Below are 19,862 nucleotides of genomic sequence, written 5' to 3'. Positions count from 1 at the left end.
AGCTTCTCCCCTATAGAGCGGGGAAGGCAGCGCCAACTGATGAGGAGCAGTCGTCCTTCTGATGCCAGAAGGGCATACCAACTATCGGTGTACTTGGACAAGCGCTATCACGCTCCAGCATTGGCCCAGCCAAATATGCTTGACGGCCTGCATTGATAGCGCTTGAGAATGCCCGCGCCATCGTATCAGGCTGCGCCGCTTGCGATACCGCCGTATTTAGTAGTACAGCCTCAAACCCCCATTCCATTACCCGGCAAGCATGTGATGGGACACCTAGTCCCGCGTCGACGATAAGCGGAATACCCCTCAAGCGCTCTCTCAATAGCTTAAGCCCATATGGATTTACTACTCCCTTACCAGTACCAATCGGCGCTCCCCACGGCATCAATGTCTCGCACCCGGCATTGACCAGCCGCTCCGCAACAACAAGGTCTTCTGTACAATACGGCAGCACCTTGAAGCCGTCCCGCACAAGAATTTCCGCAGCTTCAATTAAACCAACTGGATCGGGATGCAGGGTGTAGTCATCTCCTATAATTTCGAGCTTAATCCAATTAGTTTCGAATACTTCGCGAGCCATCTTAGCGGTCGTTACCGCCTCATTGACGGTATGACAACCAGCAGTATTAGGTAACAACGCCACACTCTGTCGCCTCAACATGTCTAAAAAACCAACATCGGTGTTTCTTGACATAGCCAGTTGGCGACGCAGTGCAACGGTTACCATTGCCGGCTGAGCAGCCTTAATTGAAGCTTCGAGTGCATGCAGCGAGGGGTAGCGGGCAGTACCGAGCAACATCCGGCTTGTAAAGAGTTGTCCATACAGGACTAGCGCGTCAGAGATGGAATGCGAATTCATCATTATTTCCGTCAGTTTTGATGACCGATAGGTCAGATTATCGCTACCCATAGCGTGTTGCTACTTCTTATCCTCCTACTACAGGCTTTATAACGTCAATTCTGTCACCTTGCTTAAGTTCACGCGAAGAATGCTGTGCGCGTGGCACAAATTCACCATTAATCGCAATTGCATACAGCAATGGCACTTCACCATACGAGGCTAGCGCGGCAGTAAGACACGTATTATCTGGCACAGAAAACGGCTGATTATTAATTCGAATATTCATTTATTTATTAGGCTAGCTAGCCATACGATAAAGCATCGGCCAGCGCGATGCGGTGCGCCATGTATTAAAATCATCTAGATCTTTTACTTGTGTATTAAGCAACGCACCGGCTATTGCTACGGTTTCACGTACTATCTCCGGTGCAATCATATAACCATGGCGGTATAAGCCATTAACTCGCAGCATAGACGCGCCATCCCATAACAGGATAGGTCGATGGTCTGGTAATGTAGGCCGGCAATGTGTATTCAGCTCAAGGATCCGACCTTCGCTGAAGGCGGGATGTATGGAGTATGCTGCCGACAATAACTCGAGCGCTGATCTTACGCTCATTGGCGACATATCCTCGCCCTCGATCTCAGTAGCTCCAATCACATAGTGATCATTCTGTTTAGGCGCGATATATAAAGGATAGCGTGGATGTAAAAGACGCACTGGGCGTCTTAAACCAATGCCTGGTGCATGAACACGAGCAACTTCGCCCCGCAAGCCGCGCAAACTGGACCATGCACACTTCGCACCAAGTCCGCGGCAATCGATTAGTAAACCAGCGGTAGGCATATTATCCTCGCGCACATGGGTATGCCAATGCGTTTTGACATGCAGTTCGTCGAGTGCATTAGCTAAAGCTAATAGCAACTGCCGATTGTCTAATTGCCCCTCGCCAACTAAAAGACGTGCTTCGCGGAAACGCGTACCAAGTGCCGGTTCAGCTTGGGTAACCTGGGCACCGTGCAGCGAAACGATGCCATCGCGCTGCATGGTAATAGGCACATTCACTCGCACATGACGCTCGAACAATAGCCATTCTGCGCGATCAGGTGCATGCCAAACAATCAAAGTGCCGTTACGCTGAAAAAATACTGGTTGTGGCAGCTGCGGCAACCATTCAGCCCAACGCTCGAGTGATACGGCACCCAGCTCCACCAGAAATCTCTCAGCACTAATTGCTTCGGCTAGTGGCGCTAGCATAGCCGCAGCGACCCACGCTGCGCCGCAGTAGCCGCTAGGCTCACCCTGATCATACAGTGCGACATAATGGCCAGTGCGCGCGAGCCGCCAAGCAATGAGACGGCCCGACAAGCCACCGCCTAATACTGCGACATCAGGCGTCAGCGTGGCGCGGAATGCCGTTTCTAAATGGGAATTAGATTGGTGCACGGCAATCGAATTCTATATACGGGAATAGGAGTACAAGGACGAAACTGGGAGATCTAGATCTGAGTAGAGACCTAGCCCGCAATGAATTATTAGCAAGTGCGAACAGGCTTTTTAACCGACTTAGAAATGCACAGTTTGATGTACGTTGATCTAAAAACATACATCAGTGCAAGTATCGCGCAAATCATTTTTTATCCACTCCTATTAGATCACAAAACTGCTTTAAGTTGCAATGAGCTGCTCTGGCACAATAGCAGCTAACTGAGCTGCCTATCTCGAGCCTTAAACCGGAATGACAGCAACCCCAATAATTTTTACTGGAATGAGTCGGCTGTTGCCAGGATATTCGCGACATAATTCGAGCACCAGTGAATAGCCTGATTTAAGGAATCCCCCCCCTATGAGTCAACCAGAATTAGTCGCTAACGAACGAATTACGACATGGAACCTGATCAAACCGTATTGGGTATCAAACGAAAAGTGGATCGCCTGGGGACTGCTCTTACTGGTAGTCACGATAAATATGATAATGGTAGCAGTCAACGCGTGGTTTAATACGTGGCAGCGCGTGTTTTTTGATGCAATCCAGCAGTATAACTATCCGGTTTTTAAGCATTCTCTACTGCAATTTATAGTAATCGCGATGGCGCTGATCCTTCTCGGTTCATACCGAATATACTTCCGACAGATGATCGAATTCCGCTGGCGCCAGTGGCTCACCACACAATACATGCACGAGTGGCTATTAGGCCGCGCGTACTATCGTATCGAACGTGATAAGCTCTTAGACAATCCTGACCAGCGAGTTTCAATAGATCTACAGGAAATGGCAAGTACGACACTTTCTCTTTCACTAGATTTTCTGTCCACGTCTGTCACATTACTCTGGTTTAGTAATGTCCTCTGGCACTTAGCTGGCTCACTTAACTTTACCGTGTTTGGCACCGATGTAACAGTGCCTGGCTATATGGTATGGACTAGCTTACTCTACGCAGTAGTCGGCTCATATATCACGCATCGCGTTAATAATCCACTCATGTCGATTAACTACCAACAACAACGTGTCGAGGCAGACTTTCGTTTTTCGTTAATTCGTTTACGCGAAAATGCGGATCAGATTGCCTTATACGAGGGCGAGCTATTTGAGGAGAAAGCACTGCAAGGCAGTTTTAAGCGTATCCGCGATAATTGGCGGATGATTATGCGCTACACAAAGCGGCTGAACTTTGTCATAGTCAGCTATTCGCAACTAGCTATTGTGTTCCCGTTTATCGCTACTGCACCGAAATACTTTTCTAAGGTAGTCAGCTATGGCGGTTATCAGCAAACAATAAGCGCGTTCGGTACCGTCAGCAGCTCGTTCTCGTGGTTTATTGGAAGCTACTCAACTTTAGCTACATGGCGCGCAGTGACTAATCGTCTAAAGGAATTCAAACACGCCATAGTGCAACCGAGGTTACTCGAGTCAGCCTCTCATTCTACTAAGCATAATATCACTCACACTCGGATCACCGATACAACGGCGCTACGAGTACGGGCGCTTCAGCTTCTACATCCAGATGGCACACTGCTGTCGACAATCGGCTCGATTGATATCGCATCTGGCTCGCAGGTTCTAGTACGAGGCGCATCTGGCTCCGGTAAAAGCATACTGCTGCGCTCACTCGCCGGCCTATGGCCATTTGGTAGCGGCACAATCGAAATCCCTGTTAATGCAAAGCTTATGTTTGTACCACAGAAAAGCTATGTGCCAATTTGCGAGCTCAGGAAAGTCTTATCTTATCCAGCGGATGCCATCGCTTTTACTAATGAAGATTATATTAATGTACTTCAAGTATGTCGGCTAGGTAAATTAGTCGACAAGCTCGATGTGATCGATCATTGGGGGCGCATTCTATCGCCGGGCGAACAGCAACGCCTAGCCATTGTTCGCGTGCTATTACAAAAGCCCGATTTCCTATTCCTTGACGAATCTACTAGCGCACTTGATATTGATACCGAGACAGCGCTATACCAAGTGCTAAGGACAAATCTAGCTCATGCAGCAATTGTCAGTGTTGCACATCGAGAGTCGGTGCAGGCAATGCACGATGAGAAAATCGAAGTAATGAGTGAGAATTAATATGCGGAAGCGTGGCAGTGGCTACGCTATTCGCAAGCTAAGCTTAGTCACTGTCATTGTGGCACTACCAACGCGCATCGGATTAAAGCGATTTATAGGCCCCGAAATATACAGTTTTATTTATAAAAGCAGCTCAGTGCGAAGCCTGTCTTTCCCCGACATAGACCCACACATAATCTATAAATGTCAGATATGAGCTTTTTTTATAGGTGAAATTGATTTATAATATACTGCAAACGATAGTAGCCATCACTTTCTCGCGATGATTTACCATAGACAACTAACATTGGTCGACAATAGATCTATGTTAAGTAAATTAAGACCTCAATTTATTTATTAAATACGAAAAACTTGAACCTCCCCCGATGTAAAGCCATGAATGTAGCGTGCTAGCCTAATAAGTAAGGTAGACTAGTGCTGATACTAGCATGGAAACATTGTACAAGCATACTGCTCGAATACGTATGACACGCCAAATTTTAGAACCAGCATCTAACAAAAAAAGCACATTCTAAATTAGCTTGCTCTCACTCCGCTGCTTCTAACAGAAATCTTATGACTTTGCGTTCGAAGAGGCATCTAGGTAACTATACTTTCTTTAAAAATTAGTTGCTCCACTATTAGTTGATCAATCACACCATATGTGCTGACAATCAGTATCCCTGCTATCTAGGGAAAAACAACTATGTCAGCAGCCCACATTATAATTACGGGTTCGTGTTTTTGGTATTCTCATGCAATCGACGACACCTGACGTCTCTTTTTCTCCATCCGATACTAAGTATAAAGGTACGTCGTGGTGGCGGTTTTTGGTTGTGACCATCAGCCTACTTATCGGAACAGCTGTGGCACTAGGATTAGTGCTGTACTACGTGGTAATCGTTGCTGGGCGCAACCTCCCTCCGTTGAACGCACTGACGGACTATCGGCCTAACATTCCACTACGTATCTATACAGAGGATCATGTGCTAATTGGAGAATTCGGTAAGGAACGCAGAAATGTTGTTCAACTTAATGAAATCACGGAAACGCTGAAAAAAGCAGTGCTAGCGATCGAAGACTATCGATTCTACGATCACAGCGGCGTTGACCTAACCGGTATTCTTCGCGCTAGCATAGCTAATTTTACTCAAGGTAGTAATGCTCAAGGCGCTAGCACAATCACAATGCAGGTTGCTCGTAACTTCTTCCTATCTAGCAAGAAAACTTACACGCGCAAGCTGTACGAAATTCTGCTTGCATACAAGATCGAGTCAGCATTAACGAAGAATCAGATTCTAGAGGTCTATATGAATCATGTCTATCTTGGCCACCGTGCATATGGTTTCGCTAGTGCAGCGCACGTCTACTTCGGAAAAGATTTAAAAAATTTAACACTTGCTCAGGCGGCTATGCTCGCCGGTCTACCTAAAGCACCATCTGCATATAATCCTATAGTAAACCCTCGACGAGCAAAGATTCGACAGGAGTACATCCTGCAGCGTATGCTTAAGTTAAGCTACATCAATACAGATCAATATAACTCGGCGATACAAGAGCCAATTACGCTTAAAAAAGTGAGCACTCCATACAGCGTACACGCTGAATATGTAGCGGAGATAGTGCGACAATTAATGTACTCGCAATATCACGATGAGATCTACACGCGCGGCTTCGAAGTTATGACAACTATTAACTCATCGGATCAAGAAACGGCATATCGCGCTGTATACAAAGGTGTAATGGACTACGATCGGCGACATAGTTATCGTGGGCCAGAAGGATTCGTTAAATTACCTCGTGACGCCATTAAGCGAGAACAAGCGATCGACGATGCATTGCTTAAGCATCCGGACAGTGGCGACCTGATCGCTACTGTTGTCACTGCAGCCAATTCCCACGAAGTTAAAGCTTCACTAGTTAATGGACACACCATTGTTATTCGAAACAATGGGCTGCGTTTTGCATCCGCAGCCCTATCTAGTCGGGCCCACCGGCAGCAGCGCATCTACCCAGGATCGATTATCCGCATCACTAAAAATACAGATAGTTCGTTTAGCATTGTACAGTTGCCGCAGGTTGAGGGCGCACTCATCGCACTCACGCCACAGAGCGGCGCAATCCGCTCTCTGATTGGCGGATTTGATTTCAATAAGAGTAAATTTAATCACGTTACGCAGGCATGGCGCCAGCCTGGTTCAAGCTTCAAGCCATTTATCTATTCCGCTGCGCTGGATAAGGGCCTGGGTCCAGCAACGATTATCAATGACGCACCGCTATACTTTCCGCCAACTACTCCAGGCGGCCGGGCTTGGGAGCCGAGGAACTACGGCGGAGACTATGATGGTCCAATAACGATGCGCACTGCGCTACAGAAGTCGAGAAACCTTGTATCAATCCGAATTTTGAACTACATCGGTACGCATTACGCGAGGAATCATATCAGGTACTTCGGTTTCAACCCAGATAAACATCCTGCCTATCTGCCAATGGCACTTGGCGCAGGGCTTGTCACACCATTGCAAATGGCCGCTGGGTATGCGGTATTTGCTAATGGCGGCTACCGTATTAATCCCTACTTGATTGCTGAGGTGACTGATGCGCGCGGCGTGCTCGTTACGCGAGCACGGCCAGTAATAGCTGAGCAAAATGCGCCTCGGGTGCTTGATCCACGTAATGCGTATATCATGAATAATCTTCTAATTGACGTCGCACAGCATGGAACAGGCGCTAAATCGAATGTACTAAAGCGTGTTGATATTGGTGGCAAGACCGGAACGACTAACGAATCTCGCGACGCTTGGTTCGCTGGATACCAGCACACGCTAGTAGCGGTAGCATGGATCGGCTTTGACAGCTCACATAGCCTAGGCGATCATGAAACCGGGAGCAGCCTTGCATTGCCTATTTGGATTAATTACATGGACCGGGCGCTTCAAAACAAGCCTGTGTATACTATGCCATGCCCATCAGGCATAGAAGAAATCGATGGCGAGCTATATTACGCTAATATGCTGCCAGGCTTAGGTTTTGTTGAAAGGGTAGATATGCCTTCCTCAGCGCTTATTGAGGAATCAATAAGCGACACTCTTGACTCAAGCCTCAACACGACTGTTGGGAGATCTAAATTAGAACATATATTAAAAATATTCGAGGACTAGGGGGCACACGCGCACTATAGTAATACGCTAATTTGAGACCGACCTAGATTTGACAATATCACTGAAGATAATACCTAAAAAAACATCTGTAATAGTTAATGTGCAAGTACCGTATCATACGCTGCTAACATACTTAAAGTAATTTTTGTGCTTTAGTATCGGCGAGCTTACTATGATGAGTGCATTACTTCAAACTAAAGCATCAATAAGTTTTTCCGAATTTATCTCTGATATCGATACTCAACTCATCAGTTCCACCTATGATTACTATCTATACAGCACCTATTTAGCTTAGCACTAAATGGTGAGAATTCGTCTGCTAAACTCTGATAGCTAGATTAGACAAGGTCTGTCATGCGCGTAGCCTTAGGTTCATTAAACATTTCGGTAGTACTGCATGCGCACGCTATTGTAGTATCTTATAGAATTCCCGCCCATGGAGTAACTATTTCACTGTCTACCTTATTAGTAGATGGATTCATCACATACCTGTGTCCCCGTGCTACTACGTCGTCTGCCAGGAGCGGCATACACGAATATACGATGTCATCCACCGCTATTCTACGATCTACTCAAAATTGATTTATTATGATCAATGCTTTCACTTATCTTGACGATCAACTACATGCCGAACGCGTGCCCGCTCGTGTGCTTGCTGAACAATATGGTACACCGCTCTATATTTATTCACGGGCTGCGCTGACAGATGCATACCAGTCGTATGCAGATGCCTGTATTGGACATCGCGCAAAGATTTATTTTGCAGTTAAAGCTAATAGCAATCTTGCGGTCTTGAGCGTGTTTGCACGCTTAGGCGCCGGATTTGATATCGTTTCTGGCGGTGAACTCGCTCGTGTGCTTGCCGCAGGTGGAAAACCAAGCGACGTAGTATTTTCTGGCGTCGGCAAGAGTGCCGCCGAGATGCGCAGTACATTAGATATAGGTGGGCGTTGCTTTAATGTCGAGTCGCTGGCTGAATTAGCGCAACTAAACCAGGTTGCTGGTGAATCTGGACAGATCGCACCGATATCGCTACGAGTAAACCCCGATGTTGATGCGAAAACTCATCAGTATATTTCAACAGGCTTAAAAGAGACCAAGTTTGGTATTGCATTCGATGATGCGCGCGCAGCGTATCGTGCGGCGCTAGACATGAAATATTTGCGTATTACTGGTATTGATTGCCATATCGGCTCTCAAATTACCGAAATTTCGCCTTACCTCAATGCTCTTGAGAAGATACTTGAGTTAGTCGTTCAAATTGAATCGGACGGTGTACTAATCCACCATATTGATGTTGGTGGCGGTCTAGGCATTCGCTACGATAACGAAATACCTCCAGACATCGGCACATTTGTAAAAACAATACTAGACTATTTCGATCGACGTGGACACGGTCATCGTGAGATTTGGTTCGAACCTGGCCGTTCGCTAGTCGGTAATGCAGGGATCTTACTAACCCGCGTCGAATATTTAAAACCGGGCGCTGCCAAAAATTTCGCGATCGTCGATGCAGCAATGAATGATCTCGTCCGCCCCGCTATGTACGATGCATACCACGCCGTCGACGCAGTTATGCCACGCAATGACCAGCCGCTAGTGACCTACGATATTGTCGGTCCAGTATGTGAAAGCGGGGACTGGTTAGCTCGCGATCGCCCGCTTGTTCTAGAGGCCGGAGATCTTCTTGCAATACGGTCAGCTGGTGCATATGGGTTCGCTATAAGTTCAAATTATAATAGTCGACCCCGAGCTGCTGAACTACTTGTAGATGGCGATCGAGTACATGTGGCCCGTCGACGCGAAACGCTCGCGCAGTTGACAGATGGAGAATTTGCATTGCCGCCTGACGGTATAAAATAACTACAATACGTGCATGCGATATTTGTCTTACGTATAATATAATAAAAAACAAGCCACCTTAGAAAGGTATAATATGAACTAGCACCAATTATAGTTTGTTGTTACTATGTAAGGCAGATAATAAGAAACTCATATCAGAGATTATAGAACCTAATTAATGCCCTAGACATAATCCTAGCATGCTAGGCAACATTTTTAATGGCTACACATAGAATTAGTATTAATACACGGATTTCTTCCAGGTTCTTATATCTATATTGCCTGCTTACTATAAACACGCACTTGCATAGCCAGTAATTTACGTAGCGTGCAAAAACACTTTGTTTCGATAATGTCAGCCTTCGGATTATCACTTACCCGCTATCCCGATATTGCGCCGCTTTATTGGTTTCCTCTAATTTCATGTCCTTTTTGCATCAATCTCATTTTTTCACGACCGTCAATCATCTACGAGATTTACCCAAAACCATACAATCAGAGGTAGCATTTGCTGGCCGTTCTAACACTGGTAAATCTACTGCGATTAATGTGTTATGTAACTATAAGCGGCTTGCGTTCTCAAGCAGAACACCTGGACGTACACAACATATTAATTACTTCTCGATTGGGCCAGCGAGAACGCCTGTAGGATATCTTGTAGATTTACCCGGATATGGTTACGCTAAAGTTCCTAACGCAACGAAGATATATTGGAAAGCATTACTGAGTACCTATCTGATAACACGCCCCCAAATCCGCGGCCTGATTCTCGTAATGGATTCTCGGCGGCCATTTACGGAATTAGACCGGCATATGATTGAGTGGTTTAGCACGACTACACGTCCAATCCATATATTGTTAACTAAATGTGATAAACTGTCGAAAAATGACAGTATAAACGCATTGCGTACTGCGCAGAAATCTGTTTTTTTTTACAAAACCTCTGGTTTACAAAGCAAAATTACGATACAGCTATTCTCGGCTCTTACGAAGATCGGCTTGAGCCAGGCCCATGCACTCTTAAAATACTGGCTAGTAGGCGCCTAATTTTATCTTAAAAGCAAACAAATACTTAATAAAGTAATTTATAAAAATGCTAAATATCAATTTTTATATTTATTGCATCTTCTATAATTAGATTATAAGAGCTAATTGTGTATTGTGATTAAGCTGTTTTTTTACTGCTTAGCCTGTAAAGAAAATTCAAGACCAATTACGCAGCACAGTTAACTAAAATCTTAAAACTATACATTAGTCGGGCGCAATGTCTCCGTGTTAACCCAGAATGAATAAGCAGGCGATGATGTAGCAGACCAAGACAAAATTTCTGGTGTTTGATAAGGATGATTTTCAACAATAAATTTTTCCAACTCAAATGCGCGTTCTACTGTCGTCTTAAATAAGAGGGGTACTTCATTAGTATGTTTTAGCTCTCCTTGCCAGTGATAGATCGAATGTGACGGCGAAAGTTGGGAGGCACAGGCGGCTAACCTAGCATCTAGTGCAGCGCGGGAAAGAGTTTCAGCAGAATGAGCATCGGGCAATGTTGTAAACATTAAAATTAGAGTCGATAACATATGTTTCTCCGGCATTATTAAATAATAATGCGCAAGCCTGCTAAATACTTCGATACTCAATACTTTTATTTTGCTTTAATATATGAACTTATGCTCAAGCTTAATCATACCTGGGTTTCAGATTTATCTCTAGATAAACACTATATAGTGGAAGAATAAGCTAAGCTCAGCTTGGCTTATTCTTTAATGCAGCGCTTATTCTCTCTCTGCCGCTTTTTCTGCTTTCTCAACAAGCGGTCGATCTACTAACTCAACTAGCGCCATCGGTGCATTGTCACCAATTCGGAAGCCAAACTTAAGAATCCGAAGATAACCACCCGAGCGTGTTATATAACGCGGCCCCAGCACTTCAAACAACTTTGATACCGACTTGTCATCACGCAACCGCGCAAAGGCAAGTCGGCGATTTGCAATGGAAGATTTTTTACCTAACGTAATTAGTGGTTCAATAACTCTTCGAAGCTCTTTTGCTTTAGGTAAAGCTGTTTTAATAGATTCGTGCTCAATTAATGAGTTCGACATATTACGGAGCATTGCTAGGCGATGGCTGCTTGTGCGGTTTAATTTCCGAAAACCGTGACGGTGACGCATTTCAATTTCCTTGATTTAGAGTTTTGATTAGTTTTTTATTATGTAACTCAATGTAAAATATGTTTATAAGTTGGCACAACTTATAAGAATGCGCAGCAATAACCGTCGATTACTTATCAAGGCCTGCTGGCGGCCAATTTTCTAGTCTCATGCCGAGCATCAAACCCCGCGAAGCCAGAACTTCCTTAATCTCATTTAACGACTTACGGCCTAGATTCGGCGTTTTTAATAGCTCATTCTCGGTGCGCTGGATTAGATCGCCAATATAGTATATATGCTCGGCTTTCAGACAGTTTGCAGATCGGACTGTTAGCTCGAGATCGTCAACCAGCCGCAGAAGCATTGGATTAATCTGTGGTACGCGTAAAGGTGTTTCAGCTACTGCTTCGGTTCCTTCAAGCGCCGCAAACACAGATAATTGTTCAACTAGGATTCGAGCTGATTGACGAATCGCTTCCTCTGGCGAAATTATGCCATTAGTCTCAATATTAATTACAAGCCTATCTAGGTCTGTACGCTGCTCGACACGTGCACTCTCAACTGCGTAGCTAACTCGATGAACTGGCGAGAATGATGCGTCAAGAATAATACACCCGATAACCTTAGAGCTTTCGTCGCTATAGTGGCGCACATTACCCGGCATATAGCCCCGCCCTTTCTCAACCTTGATTTGCATATCAAGGTTACCACCTTTTGATAGATGAGCAATAACGTGTCCCGGATTAATGATCTCGCAATCATGAGGAATATCGATATCACCAGCAATTACTACACCTTCACATGCTTTGCGCAATGTAACTGTAATTTCAGATCGATTATAAAGCTTAAATACTACACCCTTAAGATTCAATAGTAAGTTGATTACATCCTCTTGAATACCATCAAGAGTTGAATACTCATGAACGACCCCAGAAATCATTACCTCGGTCGGCGCATAACCAATCATTGATGACAATAAAACACGCCGTAGCGCATTCCCCAAAGTATGACCATAACCGCGTTCAAATGGTTCCATAACCACTTTTGCATGGTTATCACCAAGCGAATTTACCGCAATAATTTTAGGTTTCAACAAACTGGTTTGCATAGGTTTTTCTTTTCAATACCCTCGGCTCGTTACACCGATAAGGCTGACTGAGTGACAACCTGAAGATACATAGCTAAACACCTGTATGTACAGGCGAAAATAAGTAATGCTACTATCAATACGATTAGCGTGAATACAATTCGACGATCAAGCTTTCATTTATATCGCCGGCAATATCGCTACGCTCGGGCACCTGCTTAAAAGCGCCTTCAAATTTCTTTGAGTCTATCGACACCCAGCTTGGAAAACCATTTTGCTCAGCTAGCGACAACGCTTCCTGAATTCGCGTCTGCTTCTTTGCCAGCTCGCGTATAGTAAGTACATCGCCAGCTTTTACCCGGAATGATGGAATGTTCGCTACTTTACCATTCACAAGGATTGTTTTATGGCTAACTAGCTGACGCGCTTCAGCGCGTGTCGAACCAAACCCCATTCTATATACAACCGTGTCTAAGCGTGACTCAAGAAGTTGTAATAACGTTTCTCCAGTATTGCCTTTGCGACGATCAGCTTCGGAAAAGTAACGCCGAAACTGACGCTCAAGCACACCATAGATCCGTTTTACTTTTTGTTTTTCACGTAATTGAAAACCATAGTCAGATGTGCGCGCACCTGAAGTACGACCATGTTGCCCTGGCTTACTATCGCTCTTGCATTTATCAGTATGCGAGCGACGCGCACTCTTCAAGAAGAGATCAGTACCTTCACGGCGAGACAGTTTTTCTTTTGGACCGGTATAGCGTGCCACTTTGCAATTCCTTAACATTAATTCGCGCAGATCTAATTAATCTACGCTAGATTGCACTTTTAAGCCAAATGGTAGATTTAGTTAGTACCTTATTCAAGGAGGGCTGCTTGTTATATGCAACAGAGAGCCTCCAATAAGCTTATGTTCTTAAATACGTCGGCGTTTCGGCGGGCGGCATCCATTATGTGGTACGGGCGTCTCGTCAGAAATAGTTGTTATTTTAATACCAAGACCATGAAGCGCGCGGACCGCCGATTCGCGACCCGGGCCAGGACCTTTAATCCGTACTTCAAGATTTTTTACACCATACTCCATCGCAACACGCCCAGCTGCCTCGGCGGCAACCTGTGCAGCAAATGGAGTTGACTTTCGAGAACCCTTAAACCCCTGACCACCAGATGTCGCCCACGCTAGCGTGTTACCCTGACGATCTGTAATCGTAATAATTGTGTTATTAAATGACGCATGGACGTGTACTATGCCTTCAGCAATACTTTTTTTGACCTTCTTGCGAACGCGTTGCGCTGCGCTGCTATTCGAAGCTTTAGCCATTAAGTTTTCCTATACTATAACTATCAGTTCCGCTTACTTCTTCAGCGCTTGAGCTGCCCGACGTGGACCTTTACGAGTACGAGCATTCGTGCGAGTGCGCTGACCACGCATAGGTAAACCCTTGCGATGACGAATACCTTCATAACATCCGATATCTATCTTGCGCTTAATGTTCATCGTCACTTCACGGCGTAAATCGCCCTCGACGATAAGTTTCGCAACTTCATCTCGCAGATTTTCAAAATCTGCGTCGGTTAGTTCTTTAACTCGCTTTGAAGTATCGACACCAGCTAATGCACAGATTAACCGTGCGCGCGAGAAACCGATACCGAGGATCGCCTGTAAGCCAATCACGGTATGCTTATGAACTGGGATATTTACCCCTGCGATACGAGCCATTATTTTCCCCAAACAGAAAAGCGTAAGCGCAGCTGCCTTAACCTTGGCGCTGCTTATGACGTGGATTTAAACTACAAATAACACGTACAACGCCTTTACGTTTAATAACCTTACAATTACGGCAAACGCATTTAACCGATGCCATCACTTTCATAATATTACCTTTATTACCTTTTCTTCAATTATTTCGCCCGAAATATAATCCGTGCACGAGACAAATCATAAGGCGTCAATTCTAGCGTTACCCTATCGCCGGGAAGAATCCTAATGTAGTGCATACGCATCTTTCCGGAGATATGCCCTAATACAACATGACCATTTTCGAGTTTGACCCGAAATGTTGCATTAGGGAGGTTTTCAAGAACCTCACCTTGCATCTGAATAACATCGTCTTTGGTCATATTCCTTGTGCTTAACGCATCGGAAGGCCGCTACTCTTAAAGTTAGCTTTCTTGAGTAGCGATTCATACTGTTGAGACATAACATACGACTGTACTTGCGCCATAAAGTCCATTGTTACAACGACAATAATTAATAACGAAGTACCCCCAAAGTAAAATGGTACATTCCAGTGTAGCACTAGGAATTCAGGCAAAAGAGAAACGAACACAATGTAAGCTGCACCAGCTAGAGTTAGACGAGTAAGAATCTTAGCGATATAACGCGAAGTATGATCGCCTGGACGCACTCCTGGAACAAACGCACCACTTTTTTTTAGGTTATCTGCTGTTTCTTTACTATTAAACACTAATGCTGTATAGAAAAAACAAAAGAAAATAATAGCTAATGAGTACAAAATAACGTATAGCGGCTGCCCCGGTTCTAATATTACTATCATCTTATGAAGCCAATGTATATTGGCGCTAGTACCCACCCAATTAGCAATAGTCGCAGGTAGTAAAATAATCGAGGATGCGAAAATAGGTGGAATCACACCTGCCATATTTAGTTTTAATGGCAAGTGTGATGACTGACTACCATATATTTTTTTTCCAACTTGACGCTTTGCATAGTTTATAAGAATTTTGCGTTGCCCTCGTTCGATAAAAACGACTAAATATGTAACCGCAGAAATTAACGCAATAATAATAATTGCTGAAACAATGCTTATTGACCCAGTATCTACTAGTTTAAATAAACTATTAATCGCATTTGGCAATCCCGAAGCAATGCCGCTAAAGATAATAATCGAAATTCCATTACCTAGGCCACGCTCAGTAATCTGCTCGCCCAGCCACATCAGAAACATAGTGCCAGTTACTAATGTTACTACTGTCGTAAGCTGAAATATTATGCCCGGATCAACCACTAAATTTAGCTGATTTTCAAGTGCCAGCGCGATACTGAAAGCCTGAAGGGTAGCTAATGCAACTGTGAAGTAACGTGTATAACAATTAATCTTATGCTGACCAGCATGCCCTTCTTTTTTAAGAGTCTCTAATCTAGGGGATACAAGCGCTAATAGCTGTATAATAATTGATGCCGAAATATACGGCATTATTCCCAGTGCAAATATCGTGAATCGTGATAGTGCACCACCTGAGAACATATTAAACATGGCTAAAATACTACCGGACTGATTTTGAAACAGCTTAGCTAGCTGACAAGAATCAATTCCCGGAACTGGGATATGCGCACCAATCCGGTAGACGATTAATGTAAGAAGTAGAAAAATTAATCGTCGACGTAAATCACTATAATGCGGTTTATTGCATCTAGTCTTTGAAAAAATTGGACTATTAACCAATAATCTTCTCCGTAACAAGTCCAAATAACTTTATAAACAAAGACTTAATTAGAAAATGAATCGCCCGCCTACAGCTTCAATTGCTGTACGAGCGCTTTTCGTAGCACTTAGCCCTTTAATTACAACTTTATGCTTAATTTTACCGGTTGCAATAATTTTTACTTTTTTAGTAAAAGTGCTTACAAGGTCTTTCTGCTTTAGGACAGATAGATTAATTTCCTCAACTTTTAATTTTTCTAGGTCGTCTAAATGTATTTCACAAGCACATTTTTTTGTTAATGATGTAAACCCACGTTTAGGCAAACGGCGTTGCAATGACATCTGCCCGCCTTCAAAACCTACTTTATGAAAACCACCTGAACGCGATTTTTGACCTTTATGCCCGCGCCCTGCAGTTTTACCTAAACCTGACCCAATGCCACGCCCAACGCGACGTTTTTCGCGCCTAGAACCCATGGCTGACTTTAGATTATTGAGTTGCATATTTACCTCTAAAGCTCGTATAGAGTTTAACCAACGATCTTAATAAGGTATGAGACTTTATTAATCATGCCTCGAACCGCCGGCGTATCTTGCAATTCGCTTACTGAATTCAAGCGGCGCAAACCGAGACCGCGCACTGTTAAACGATGCGTATCACGAGTACCAATCAGGCTTTTTACAAGCCGGACTTTAATAGTTTTCTCAGACATAGTAACCATCTTGTCTTAACATAAAATTTCTTCGATGCTTTTTCCTCGTTTAGCTGCAATCTCACTCGGAGTTGACTGACGACTTAAACCATCAAGTGTGGCACGAACAAGGTTATATGCATTCGTTGAGCCATGGCTCTTGGCTACGACGTTTGTTACACCCATAACTTCGAATACCGCACGCATTGGACCGCCAGCAATTACTCCTGCACCCAGCTTAGCTGGTGCAAGTAAAACCTGTGATGCACCGTGCTTACCATTTACTTCATGTTGAAGAGTGCCGTTTTTTAGCGAAACTTTAAACATATTGCGGCGAGCTTGCTCCATTGCCTTTTGAACAGCGACTGGTACTTCTTTAGCTTTACCTTTACCCATACCAACCCGCCCATCACCATCACCTACTACTGTTAGTGCGGCAAAACCAAGAATGCGGCCACCTTTTACAACTTTAGTTACACGATTGACTGATATCATCTTTTCGCGCAGGCCGTCATCACGTTCACTTGCTTGAATCTTTGCTTGCATTTTTGCCACGATAAATCCTCGTTCTAAAACTTGAGCCCTGCTTCACGTGCGGCATCAGCAAGTGCTTTAACACGACCATGATAGCGAAAGCCAGAACGGTCAAAGGCAACAAATTCAATACCGGCAGCTTTAGCTTTCTCGGCAACGCGCTTGCCAATCAGCTGAGCTGCAGCAATATTACCACCTTTACCTGACTTACCATCTAACTGCCGGCGAGCTTCGCTCTCAACAGTTGATGCACCAGCTACCACTTTTGTACCGCATGGCGAGAATACCTGAGCATAAATATGCTGGTTAGTTCGGTGCACGGCTAAACGTGCAATCTGTAGTCTAGATATTTTAATATGCGTTTGACGAGCGCGGCGCAGGCGAGATTGAGTTTTATCCATAATTGCGCACTTTACTTCTTTTTTGTTTCCTTGAGGATTACGATTTCATCGGTATAGCGCACGCCTTTTCCTTTATAGGGTTCAGGTGGGCGGTAGCGGCGCACTTCTGCAGCTACTTGGCTAACTTTTTGTTTATCGACTCCTTTAATAACAATTTCTGTTTGCGATGGTGTTTCTACGTCTACACCTTCTGGCATCTGATGTGTAATCGGATGTGAGAAACCTAATGACAAATTTAATGTATTACCCTGTGCTTGCGCACGGTAACCAACGCCGACTAGTGTGAGCTTGCGCTCGAAACCTTTCGTTACTCCACTTACCATGTTTGCAACAAGCGCGCGCATTGTTCCAGACAGCGCTTTTGCTTCAATCGACTTATTAGTCGGTTGAAATTTTAATTCACGGCCATTATTAATTACTTGCACAAGCGGATTTAGCCTTTGAGAAATCGAACCTAACCGCCCTTTTAGGGTAATCTGTGCATTATCAAGCATTACTTCCATATCATTAGGCAGAGGAATCGGGCTTTTACCTACTCGAGACATATTGCAACCTCCTGTCGGCTCTTAAGCGACATAGCAAACTACTTCACCGCCTACGCCTATTGCACGTGCTTTTCGATCAGTCATTACTCCCTTCGGGGTAGATATTATAGCAACGCCTAGACCATTCATGACTCGAGGGATTTCTTTTCGACGACGATATACACGAAGTCCGGGCTTAGAGATGCGCTCTAGACGCCCAATAACTGGCTGACCAGCATGATACTTTAACGTAATGTCTAGTTTTGCTCCTGGGGCGTTTGTCTTTACGACGAAATCATTAATATAGCCTTCTTCTTTAAGGACGTGCGCGATCGCGACTTTTACTTTTGACGAAGGCATCGTTACTGCTGATTTTTCGACTGTCTGCGCATTGCGAATGCGAGTCAGCATATCCGCGATAGGATCACTCATACTCATATTATGTTCCTTTTACCAGCTCGCCTTTGTTAGGCCAGGAATCTCACCACGAAATGCAATTTCTCGAATTTTACCACGCGCTAAGCCAAATTTTCGGAATGTACCGCGTGGGCGTCCAGTAATTGCACAGCGATTACGCTTACGAGTTGGATTAGCGTTACGCGGAAGTTGCTGTAATCTCAGACGCGCTTTATAACGCTCTTCCTCGGATTTGCTTGTATTATTAATAATCGCTTTTAGAGCTGCGCGTATGGGCGCATACTTCACCGCGAGATAAGCGCGCTTTTTTTCGCGCTCGATCAATGCCAATTTGGCCACAGTAACCTCAGTTTCTAAAAGGGAATTTAAAGCTTGTGAGTAGTGCTTTCGCTTCTTCGTCAGCTTTAGCAGTAGTTGTAATGCTTATGTTTAATCCGCGCAGCATGTCGATTTTATCGTAATCAATCTCGGGAAAAATAATCTGCTCTTTTACTCCGATATTATAGTTGCCTCGACCATCAAATGCTCGACCTGAGATACCACGGAAATCTCGAACACGGGGTAGTGCAATTGTTACAAAACGATCTAGAAATTCATACATTACTCGACTGCGAAGTGTTACCATTACCCCAATCGGATAGCCTTGACGAATCTTAAATCCAGCAATTGCTTTGCGCGCTTTTGTTACAACGGGCTTTTGCCCAGCAATTTTTGTTAAATCACTTACTGCGCTATCAATAATTTTTTTATCAGCAACTGCTTCACCAAGACCCATGTTTAAAGTAATCTTAGTAATACGAGGCACTTCCATAACAGACTGGTAACCGAACTTGTTAGTAAGTTCGGAAACAATTTTTTCTTTGTAAATTCTTTGCAAGCGTACCATATTGCCTCCAAACTCAAGTGCTGAGCATAGCACCGGTGGTTTTTAGGAAACGCATTTTTTTGCCATCATCTTTAATCTTGATACCAACACGTGTAGCGCGACCATTTACATCAGCTAAGGCAACATTAGAGATATGTATCGGCATTGATTTATTTTCTATACCGCCAGCTATATTTTTTATCGGGTTAGGCTTGAGGTGCTTTTTTACAAGATTAATATTCTCAACTATCACATAGTCACCTGCAGTTACTAGAACTGTACCGTGCTTACCTTTATCCTTACCAGAAACAACGATAATTTTGTCACCCCTTCGAATTTTATTCATTGCAACTCCCT

25 protein-coding genes are annotated in these 19,862 nt (G+C 44.2%); 4 read left to right on the top strand and 21 right to left on the bottom strand.

Annotated elements, in window-relative coordinates:
- Window positions 1-10 precede the first annotated feature (10 nt).
- The 3 genes from K0T93_RS00280 to K0T93_RS00270 all read right to left on the bottom strand — a co-directional run bounded on the left by K0T93_RS00280 (window position 11) and on the right by K0T93_RS00270 (window position 2,288).
- On the bottom strand, window positions 11-859 hold the full coding sequence (locus tag K0T93_RS00280) for a thiazole synthase (protein WP_225721444.1): 849 nt from the start codon (window positions 857-859) through the stop codon (window positions 11-13).
- Window positions 860-926: 67 nt separating this feature from the next.
- Window positions 927-1,127 (bottom strand): sulfur carrier protein ThiS, encoded by a 201-nt coding sequence (gene thiS / locus K0T93_RS00275; protein WP_225721443.1) that lies wholly within the window; start codon window positions 1,125-1,127, stop codon window positions 927-929.
- A gap of 12 nt (window positions 1,128-1,139) precedes the next feature.
- Window positions 1,140-2,288 (bottom strand): FAD-dependent oxidoreductase, encoded by a 1,149-nt coding sequence (locus tag K0T93_RS00270; protein WP_225721442.1) that lies wholly within the window; start codon window positions 2,286-2,288, stop codon window positions 1,140-1,142.
- A gap of 400 nt (window positions 2,289-2,688) precedes the next feature.
- Between K0T93_RS00270 and K0T93_RS00265 the strand changes: the two genes are divergently transcribed.
- The 4 genes from K0T93_RS00265 to yihA all read left to right on the top strand — a co-directional run bounded on the left by K0T93_RS00265 (window position 2,689) and on the right by yihA (window position 10,439).
- Entirely contained in the window at window positions 2,689-4,410 is a 1,722-nt protein-coding gene (locus K0T93_RS00265) for an ABC transporter ATP-binding protein/permease (protein WP_225721441.1), read from the top strand.
- 734 nt (window positions 4,411-5,144) lie between these two features.
- Window positions 5,145-7,550 (top strand): penicillin-binding protein 1A, encoded by a 2,406-nt coding sequence (locus K0T93_RS00260; RefSeq protein ID WP_225721440.1) that lies wholly within the window; start codon window positions 5,145-5,147, stop codon window positions 7,548-7,550.
- A gap of 588 nt (window positions 7,551-8,138) precedes the next feature.
- Entirely contained in the window at window positions 8,139-9,413 is a 1,275-nt protein-coding gene (gene lysA, locus K0T93_RS00255; RefSeq protein ID WP_445082790.1) for a diaminopimelate decarboxylase, read from the top strand.
- Between the two features lie 402 nt (window positions 9,414-9,815).
- On the top strand, window positions 9,816-10,439 hold the full coding sequence (gene yihA / locus K0T93_RS00250; protein ID WP_225721439.1) for a ribosome biogenesis GTP-binding protein YihA/YsxC: 624 nt from the start codon (window positions 9,816-9,818) through the stop codon (window positions 10,437-10,439).
- 197 nt (window positions 10,440-10,636) lie between these two features.
- Here the strand turns inward: yihA and cutA are convergent, their stop codons facing one another.
- From cutA to rplX, 18 genes are all read right to left on the bottom strand, one after another.
- Entirely contained in the window at window positions 10,637-10,969 is a 333-nt protein-coding gene (gene cutA / locus K0T93_RS00245) for a divalent-cation tolerance protein CutA (RefSeq protein WP_225721438.1), read from the bottom strand.
- Between the two features lie 195 nt (window positions 10,970-11,164).
- Complete coding sequence (gene rplQ / locus K0T93_RS00240; RefSeq protein WP_225721437.1) at window positions 11,165-11,560, bottom strand: 50S ribosomal protein L17; 396 nt, start codon at window positions 11,558-11,560, stop codon at window positions 11,165-11,167.
- Window positions 11,561-11,669: 109 nt separating this feature from the next.
- Window positions 11,670-12,647 (bottom strand): DNA-directed RNA polymerase subunit alpha, encoded by a 978-nt coding sequence (locus K0T93_RS00235; RefSeq protein ID WP_225721436.1) that lies wholly within the window; start codon window positions 12,645-12,647, stop codon window positions 11,670-11,672.
- 124 nt (window positions 12,648-12,771) lie between these two features.
- Window positions 12,772-13,395, bottom strand: a complete 624-nt coding sequence (gene rpsD / locus K0T93_RS00230; protein WP_225721435.1) for a 30S ribosomal protein S4 — start codon at window positions 13,393-13,395, stop codon at window positions 12,772-12,774.
- A 147-nt stretch (window positions 13,396-13,542) separates the two neighbouring features.
- Entirely contained in the window at window positions 13,543-13,947 is a 405-nt protein-coding gene (rpsK, locus tag K0T93_RS00225) for a 30S ribosomal protein S11 (RefSeq protein ID WP_225721434.1), read from the bottom strand.
- A gap of 33 nt (window positions 13,948-13,980) precedes the next feature.
- Entirely contained in the window at window positions 13,981-14,346 is a 366-nt protein-coding gene (rpsM, locus tag K0T93_RS00220) for a 30S ribosomal protein S13 (RefSeq protein ID WP_225721433.1), read from the bottom strand.
- A 37-nt stretch (window positions 14,347-14,383) separates the two neighbouring features.
- The gene (gene rpmJ, locus K0T93_RS00215; RefSeq protein WP_216797222.1) at window positions 14,384-14,500 is read right to left on the bottom strand and encodes a 50S ribosomal protein L36; all 117 of its coding nucleotides are present in this window, start codon (window positions 14,498-14,500) and stop codon (window positions 14,384-14,386) included.
- 28 nt (window positions 14,501-14,528) lie between these two features.
- Window positions 14,529-14,747, bottom strand: a complete 219-nt coding sequence (infA, locus tag K0T93_RS00210; RefSeq protein WP_225721432.1) for a translation initiation factor IF-1 — start codon at window positions 14,745-14,747, stop codon at window positions 14,529-14,531.
- An 11-nt stretch (window positions 14,748-14,758) separates the two neighbouring features.
- Window positions 14,759-16,093 carry a preprotein translocase subunit SecY gene (gene secY / locus K0T93_RS00205; protein ID WP_225721431.1) on the bottom strand — a complete coding sequence of 445 codons (1,335 nt, stop codon included), beginning with the start codon at window positions 16,091-16,093 and terminating at the stop codon, window positions 14,759-14,761.
- A gap of 48 nt (window positions 16,094-16,141) precedes the next feature.
- Window positions 16,142-16,576 (bottom strand): 50S ribosomal protein L15, encoded by a 435-nt coding sequence (gene rplO, locus K0T93_RS00200; protein WP_225721430.1) that lies wholly within the window; start codon window positions 16,574-16,576, stop codon window positions 16,142-16,144.
- 26 nt (window positions 16,577-16,602) lie between these two features.
- Window positions 16,603-16,785 carry a 50S ribosomal protein L30 gene (gene rpmD / locus K0T93_RS00195; RefSeq protein WP_225721429.1) on the bottom strand — a complete coding sequence of 61 codons (183 nt, stop codon included), beginning with the start codon at window positions 16,783-16,785 and terminating at the stop codon, window positions 16,603-16,605.
- A 15-nt stretch (window positions 16,786-16,800) separates the two neighbouring features.
- Window positions 16,801-17,319, bottom strand: coding sequence for a 30S ribosomal protein S5 (gene rpsE, locus K0T93_RS00190; RefSeq protein ID WP_225721428.1), 519 nt, complete (start codon window positions 17,317-17,319; stop codon window positions 16,801-16,803).
- Between the two features lie 14 nt (window positions 17,320-17,333).
- Window positions 17,334-17,699, bottom strand: a complete 366-nt coding sequence (gene rplR / locus K0T93_RS00185) for a 50S ribosomal protein L18 (RefSeq protein WP_225721427.1) — start codon at window positions 17,697-17,699, stop codon at window positions 17,334-17,336.
- Between the two features lie 11 nt (window positions 17,700-17,710).
- Window positions 17,711-18,244 carry a 50S ribosomal protein L6 gene (gene rplF, locus K0T93_RS00180; RefSeq protein ID WP_225721426.1) on the bottom strand — a complete coding sequence of 178 codons (534 nt, stop codon included), beginning with the start codon at window positions 18,242-18,244 and terminating at the stop codon, window positions 17,711-17,713.
- Window positions 18,245-18,265: 21 nt separating this feature from the next.
- Entirely contained in the window at window positions 18,266-18,661 is a 396-nt protein-coding gene (gene rpsH, locus K0T93_RS00175) for a 30S ribosomal protein S8 (protein WP_225721425.1), read from the bottom strand.
- 12 nt (window positions 18,662-18,673) lie between these two features.
- A complete protein-coding gene (rpsN, locus tag K0T93_RS00170) occupies window positions 18,674-18,979 on the bottom strand; it encodes a 30S ribosomal protein S14 (RefSeq protein WP_225721424.1) in 306 nt (101 codons plus the stop codon).
- Window positions 18,980-18,986: 7 nt separating this feature from the next.
- The gene (gene rplE, locus K0T93_RS00165; RefSeq protein ID WP_225721423.1) at window positions 18,987-19,526 is read right to left on the bottom strand and encodes a 50S ribosomal protein L5; all 540 of its coding nucleotides are present in this window, start codon (window positions 19,524-19,526) and stop codon (window positions 18,987-18,989) included.
- 13 nt (window positions 19,527-19,539) lie between these two features.
- Window positions 19,540-19,851 (bottom strand): 50S ribosomal protein L24, encoded by a 312-nt coding sequence (gene rplX, locus K0T93_RS00160; protein WP_225721422.1) that lies wholly within the window; start codon window positions 19,849-19,851, stop codon window positions 19,540-19,542.
- Window positions 19,852-19,862: the final 11 nt, after the last annotated feature.

It is taken from the genome of Candidatus Vallotiella sp. (ex Adelges kitamiensis) (assembly GCF_020342435.1).
Taxonomy (GTDB): domain Bacteria; phylum Pseudomonadota; class Gammaproteobacteria; order Burkholderiales; family Burkholderiaceae; genus Mycetohabitans.
Note: the sequence above shows the minus strand (reverse complement) of the source record. Positions and strands in the feature narration are given on the sequence as shown.

Excerpts from the sequence above, each read along its gene's own strand:
- K0T93_RS00280 (WP_225721444.1), bottom strand. The coding sequence starts at position 859 with ATGAATTCGCATTCCATCTCTGACGCGCTAGTCCTGTATGGACAACTC.
- thiS (WP_225721443.1), bottom strand. The coding sequence starts at position 1,127 with ATGAATATTCGAATTAATAATCAGCCGTTTTCTGTGCCAGATAATACG.
- K0T93_RS00265 (WP_225721441.1), top strand. The coding sequence starts at position 2,689 with ATGAGTCAACCAGAATTAGTCGCTAACGAACGAATTACGACATGGAAC.
- K0T93_RS00260 (WP_225721440.1), top strand. The coding sequence starts at position 5,145 with ATGCAATCGACGACACCTGACGTCTCTTTTTCTCCATCCGATACTAAG.
- lysA (WP_445082790.1), top strand. The coding sequence starts at position 8,139 with ATGATCAATGCTTTCACTTATCTTGACGATCAACTACATGCCGAACGC.
- yihA (WP_225721439.1), top strand. The coding sequence starts at position 9,816 with ATGTCCTTTTTGCATCAATCTCATTTTTTCACGACCGTCAATCATCTA.
- cutA (WP_225721438.1), bottom strand. The coding sequence starts at position 10,969 with ATGTTATCGACTCTAATTTTAATGTTTACAACATTGCCCGATGCTCAT.
- rplQ (WP_225721437.1), bottom strand. The coding sequence starts at position 11,560 with ATGCGTCACCGTCACGGTTTTCGGAAATTAAACCGCACAAGCAGCCAT.
- K0T93_RS00235 (WP_225721436.1), bottom strand. The coding sequence starts at position 12,647 with ATGCAAACCAGTTTGTTGAAACCTAAAATTATTGCGGTAAATTCGCTT.
- rpsK (WP_225721434.1), bottom strand. The coding sequence starts at position 13,947 with ATGGCTAAAGCTTCGAATAGCAGCGCAGCGCAACGCGTTCGCAAGAAG.
- rpsM (WP_225721433.1), bottom strand. The coding sequence starts at position 14,346 with ATGGCTCGTATCGCAGGGGTAAATATCCCAGTTCATAAGCATACCGTG.
- rpmJ (WP_216797222.1), bottom strand. The coding sequence starts at position 14,500 with ATGAAAGTGATGGCATCGGTTAAATGCGTTTGCCGTAATTGTAAGGTT.
- infA (WP_225721432.1), bottom strand. The coding sequence starts at position 14,747 with ATGACCAAAGACGATGTTATTCAGATGCAAGGTGAGGTTCTTGAAAAC.
- rplO (WP_225721430.1), bottom strand. The coding sequence starts at position 16,576 with ATGCAACTCAATAATCTAAAGTCAGCCATGGGTTCTAGGCGCGAAAAA.
- rpmD (WP_225721429.1), bottom strand. The coding sequence starts at position 16,785 with ATGTCTGAGAAAACTATTAAAGTCCGGCTTGTAAAAAGCCTGATTGGT.
- rplR (WP_225721427.1), bottom strand. The coding sequence starts at position 17,699 with ATGGATAAAACTCAATCTCGCCTGCGCCGCGCTCGTCAAACGCATATT.
- rplF (WP_225721426.1), bottom strand. The coding sequence starts at position 18,244 with ATGTCTCGAGTAGGTAAAAGCCCGATTCCTCTGCCTAATGATATGGAA.
- rpsH (WP_225721425.1), bottom strand. The coding sequence starts at position 18,661 with ATGAGTATGAGTGATCCTATCGCGGATATGCTGACTCGCATTCGCAAT.
- rplE (WP_225721423.1), bottom strand. The coding sequence starts at position 19,526 with ATGGTACGCTTGCAAAGAATTTACAAAGAAAAAATTGTTTCCGAACTT.
- rplX (WP_225721422.1), bottom strand. The coding sequence starts at position 19,851 with ATGAATAAAATTCGAAGGGGTGACAAAATTATCGTTGTTTCTGGTAAG.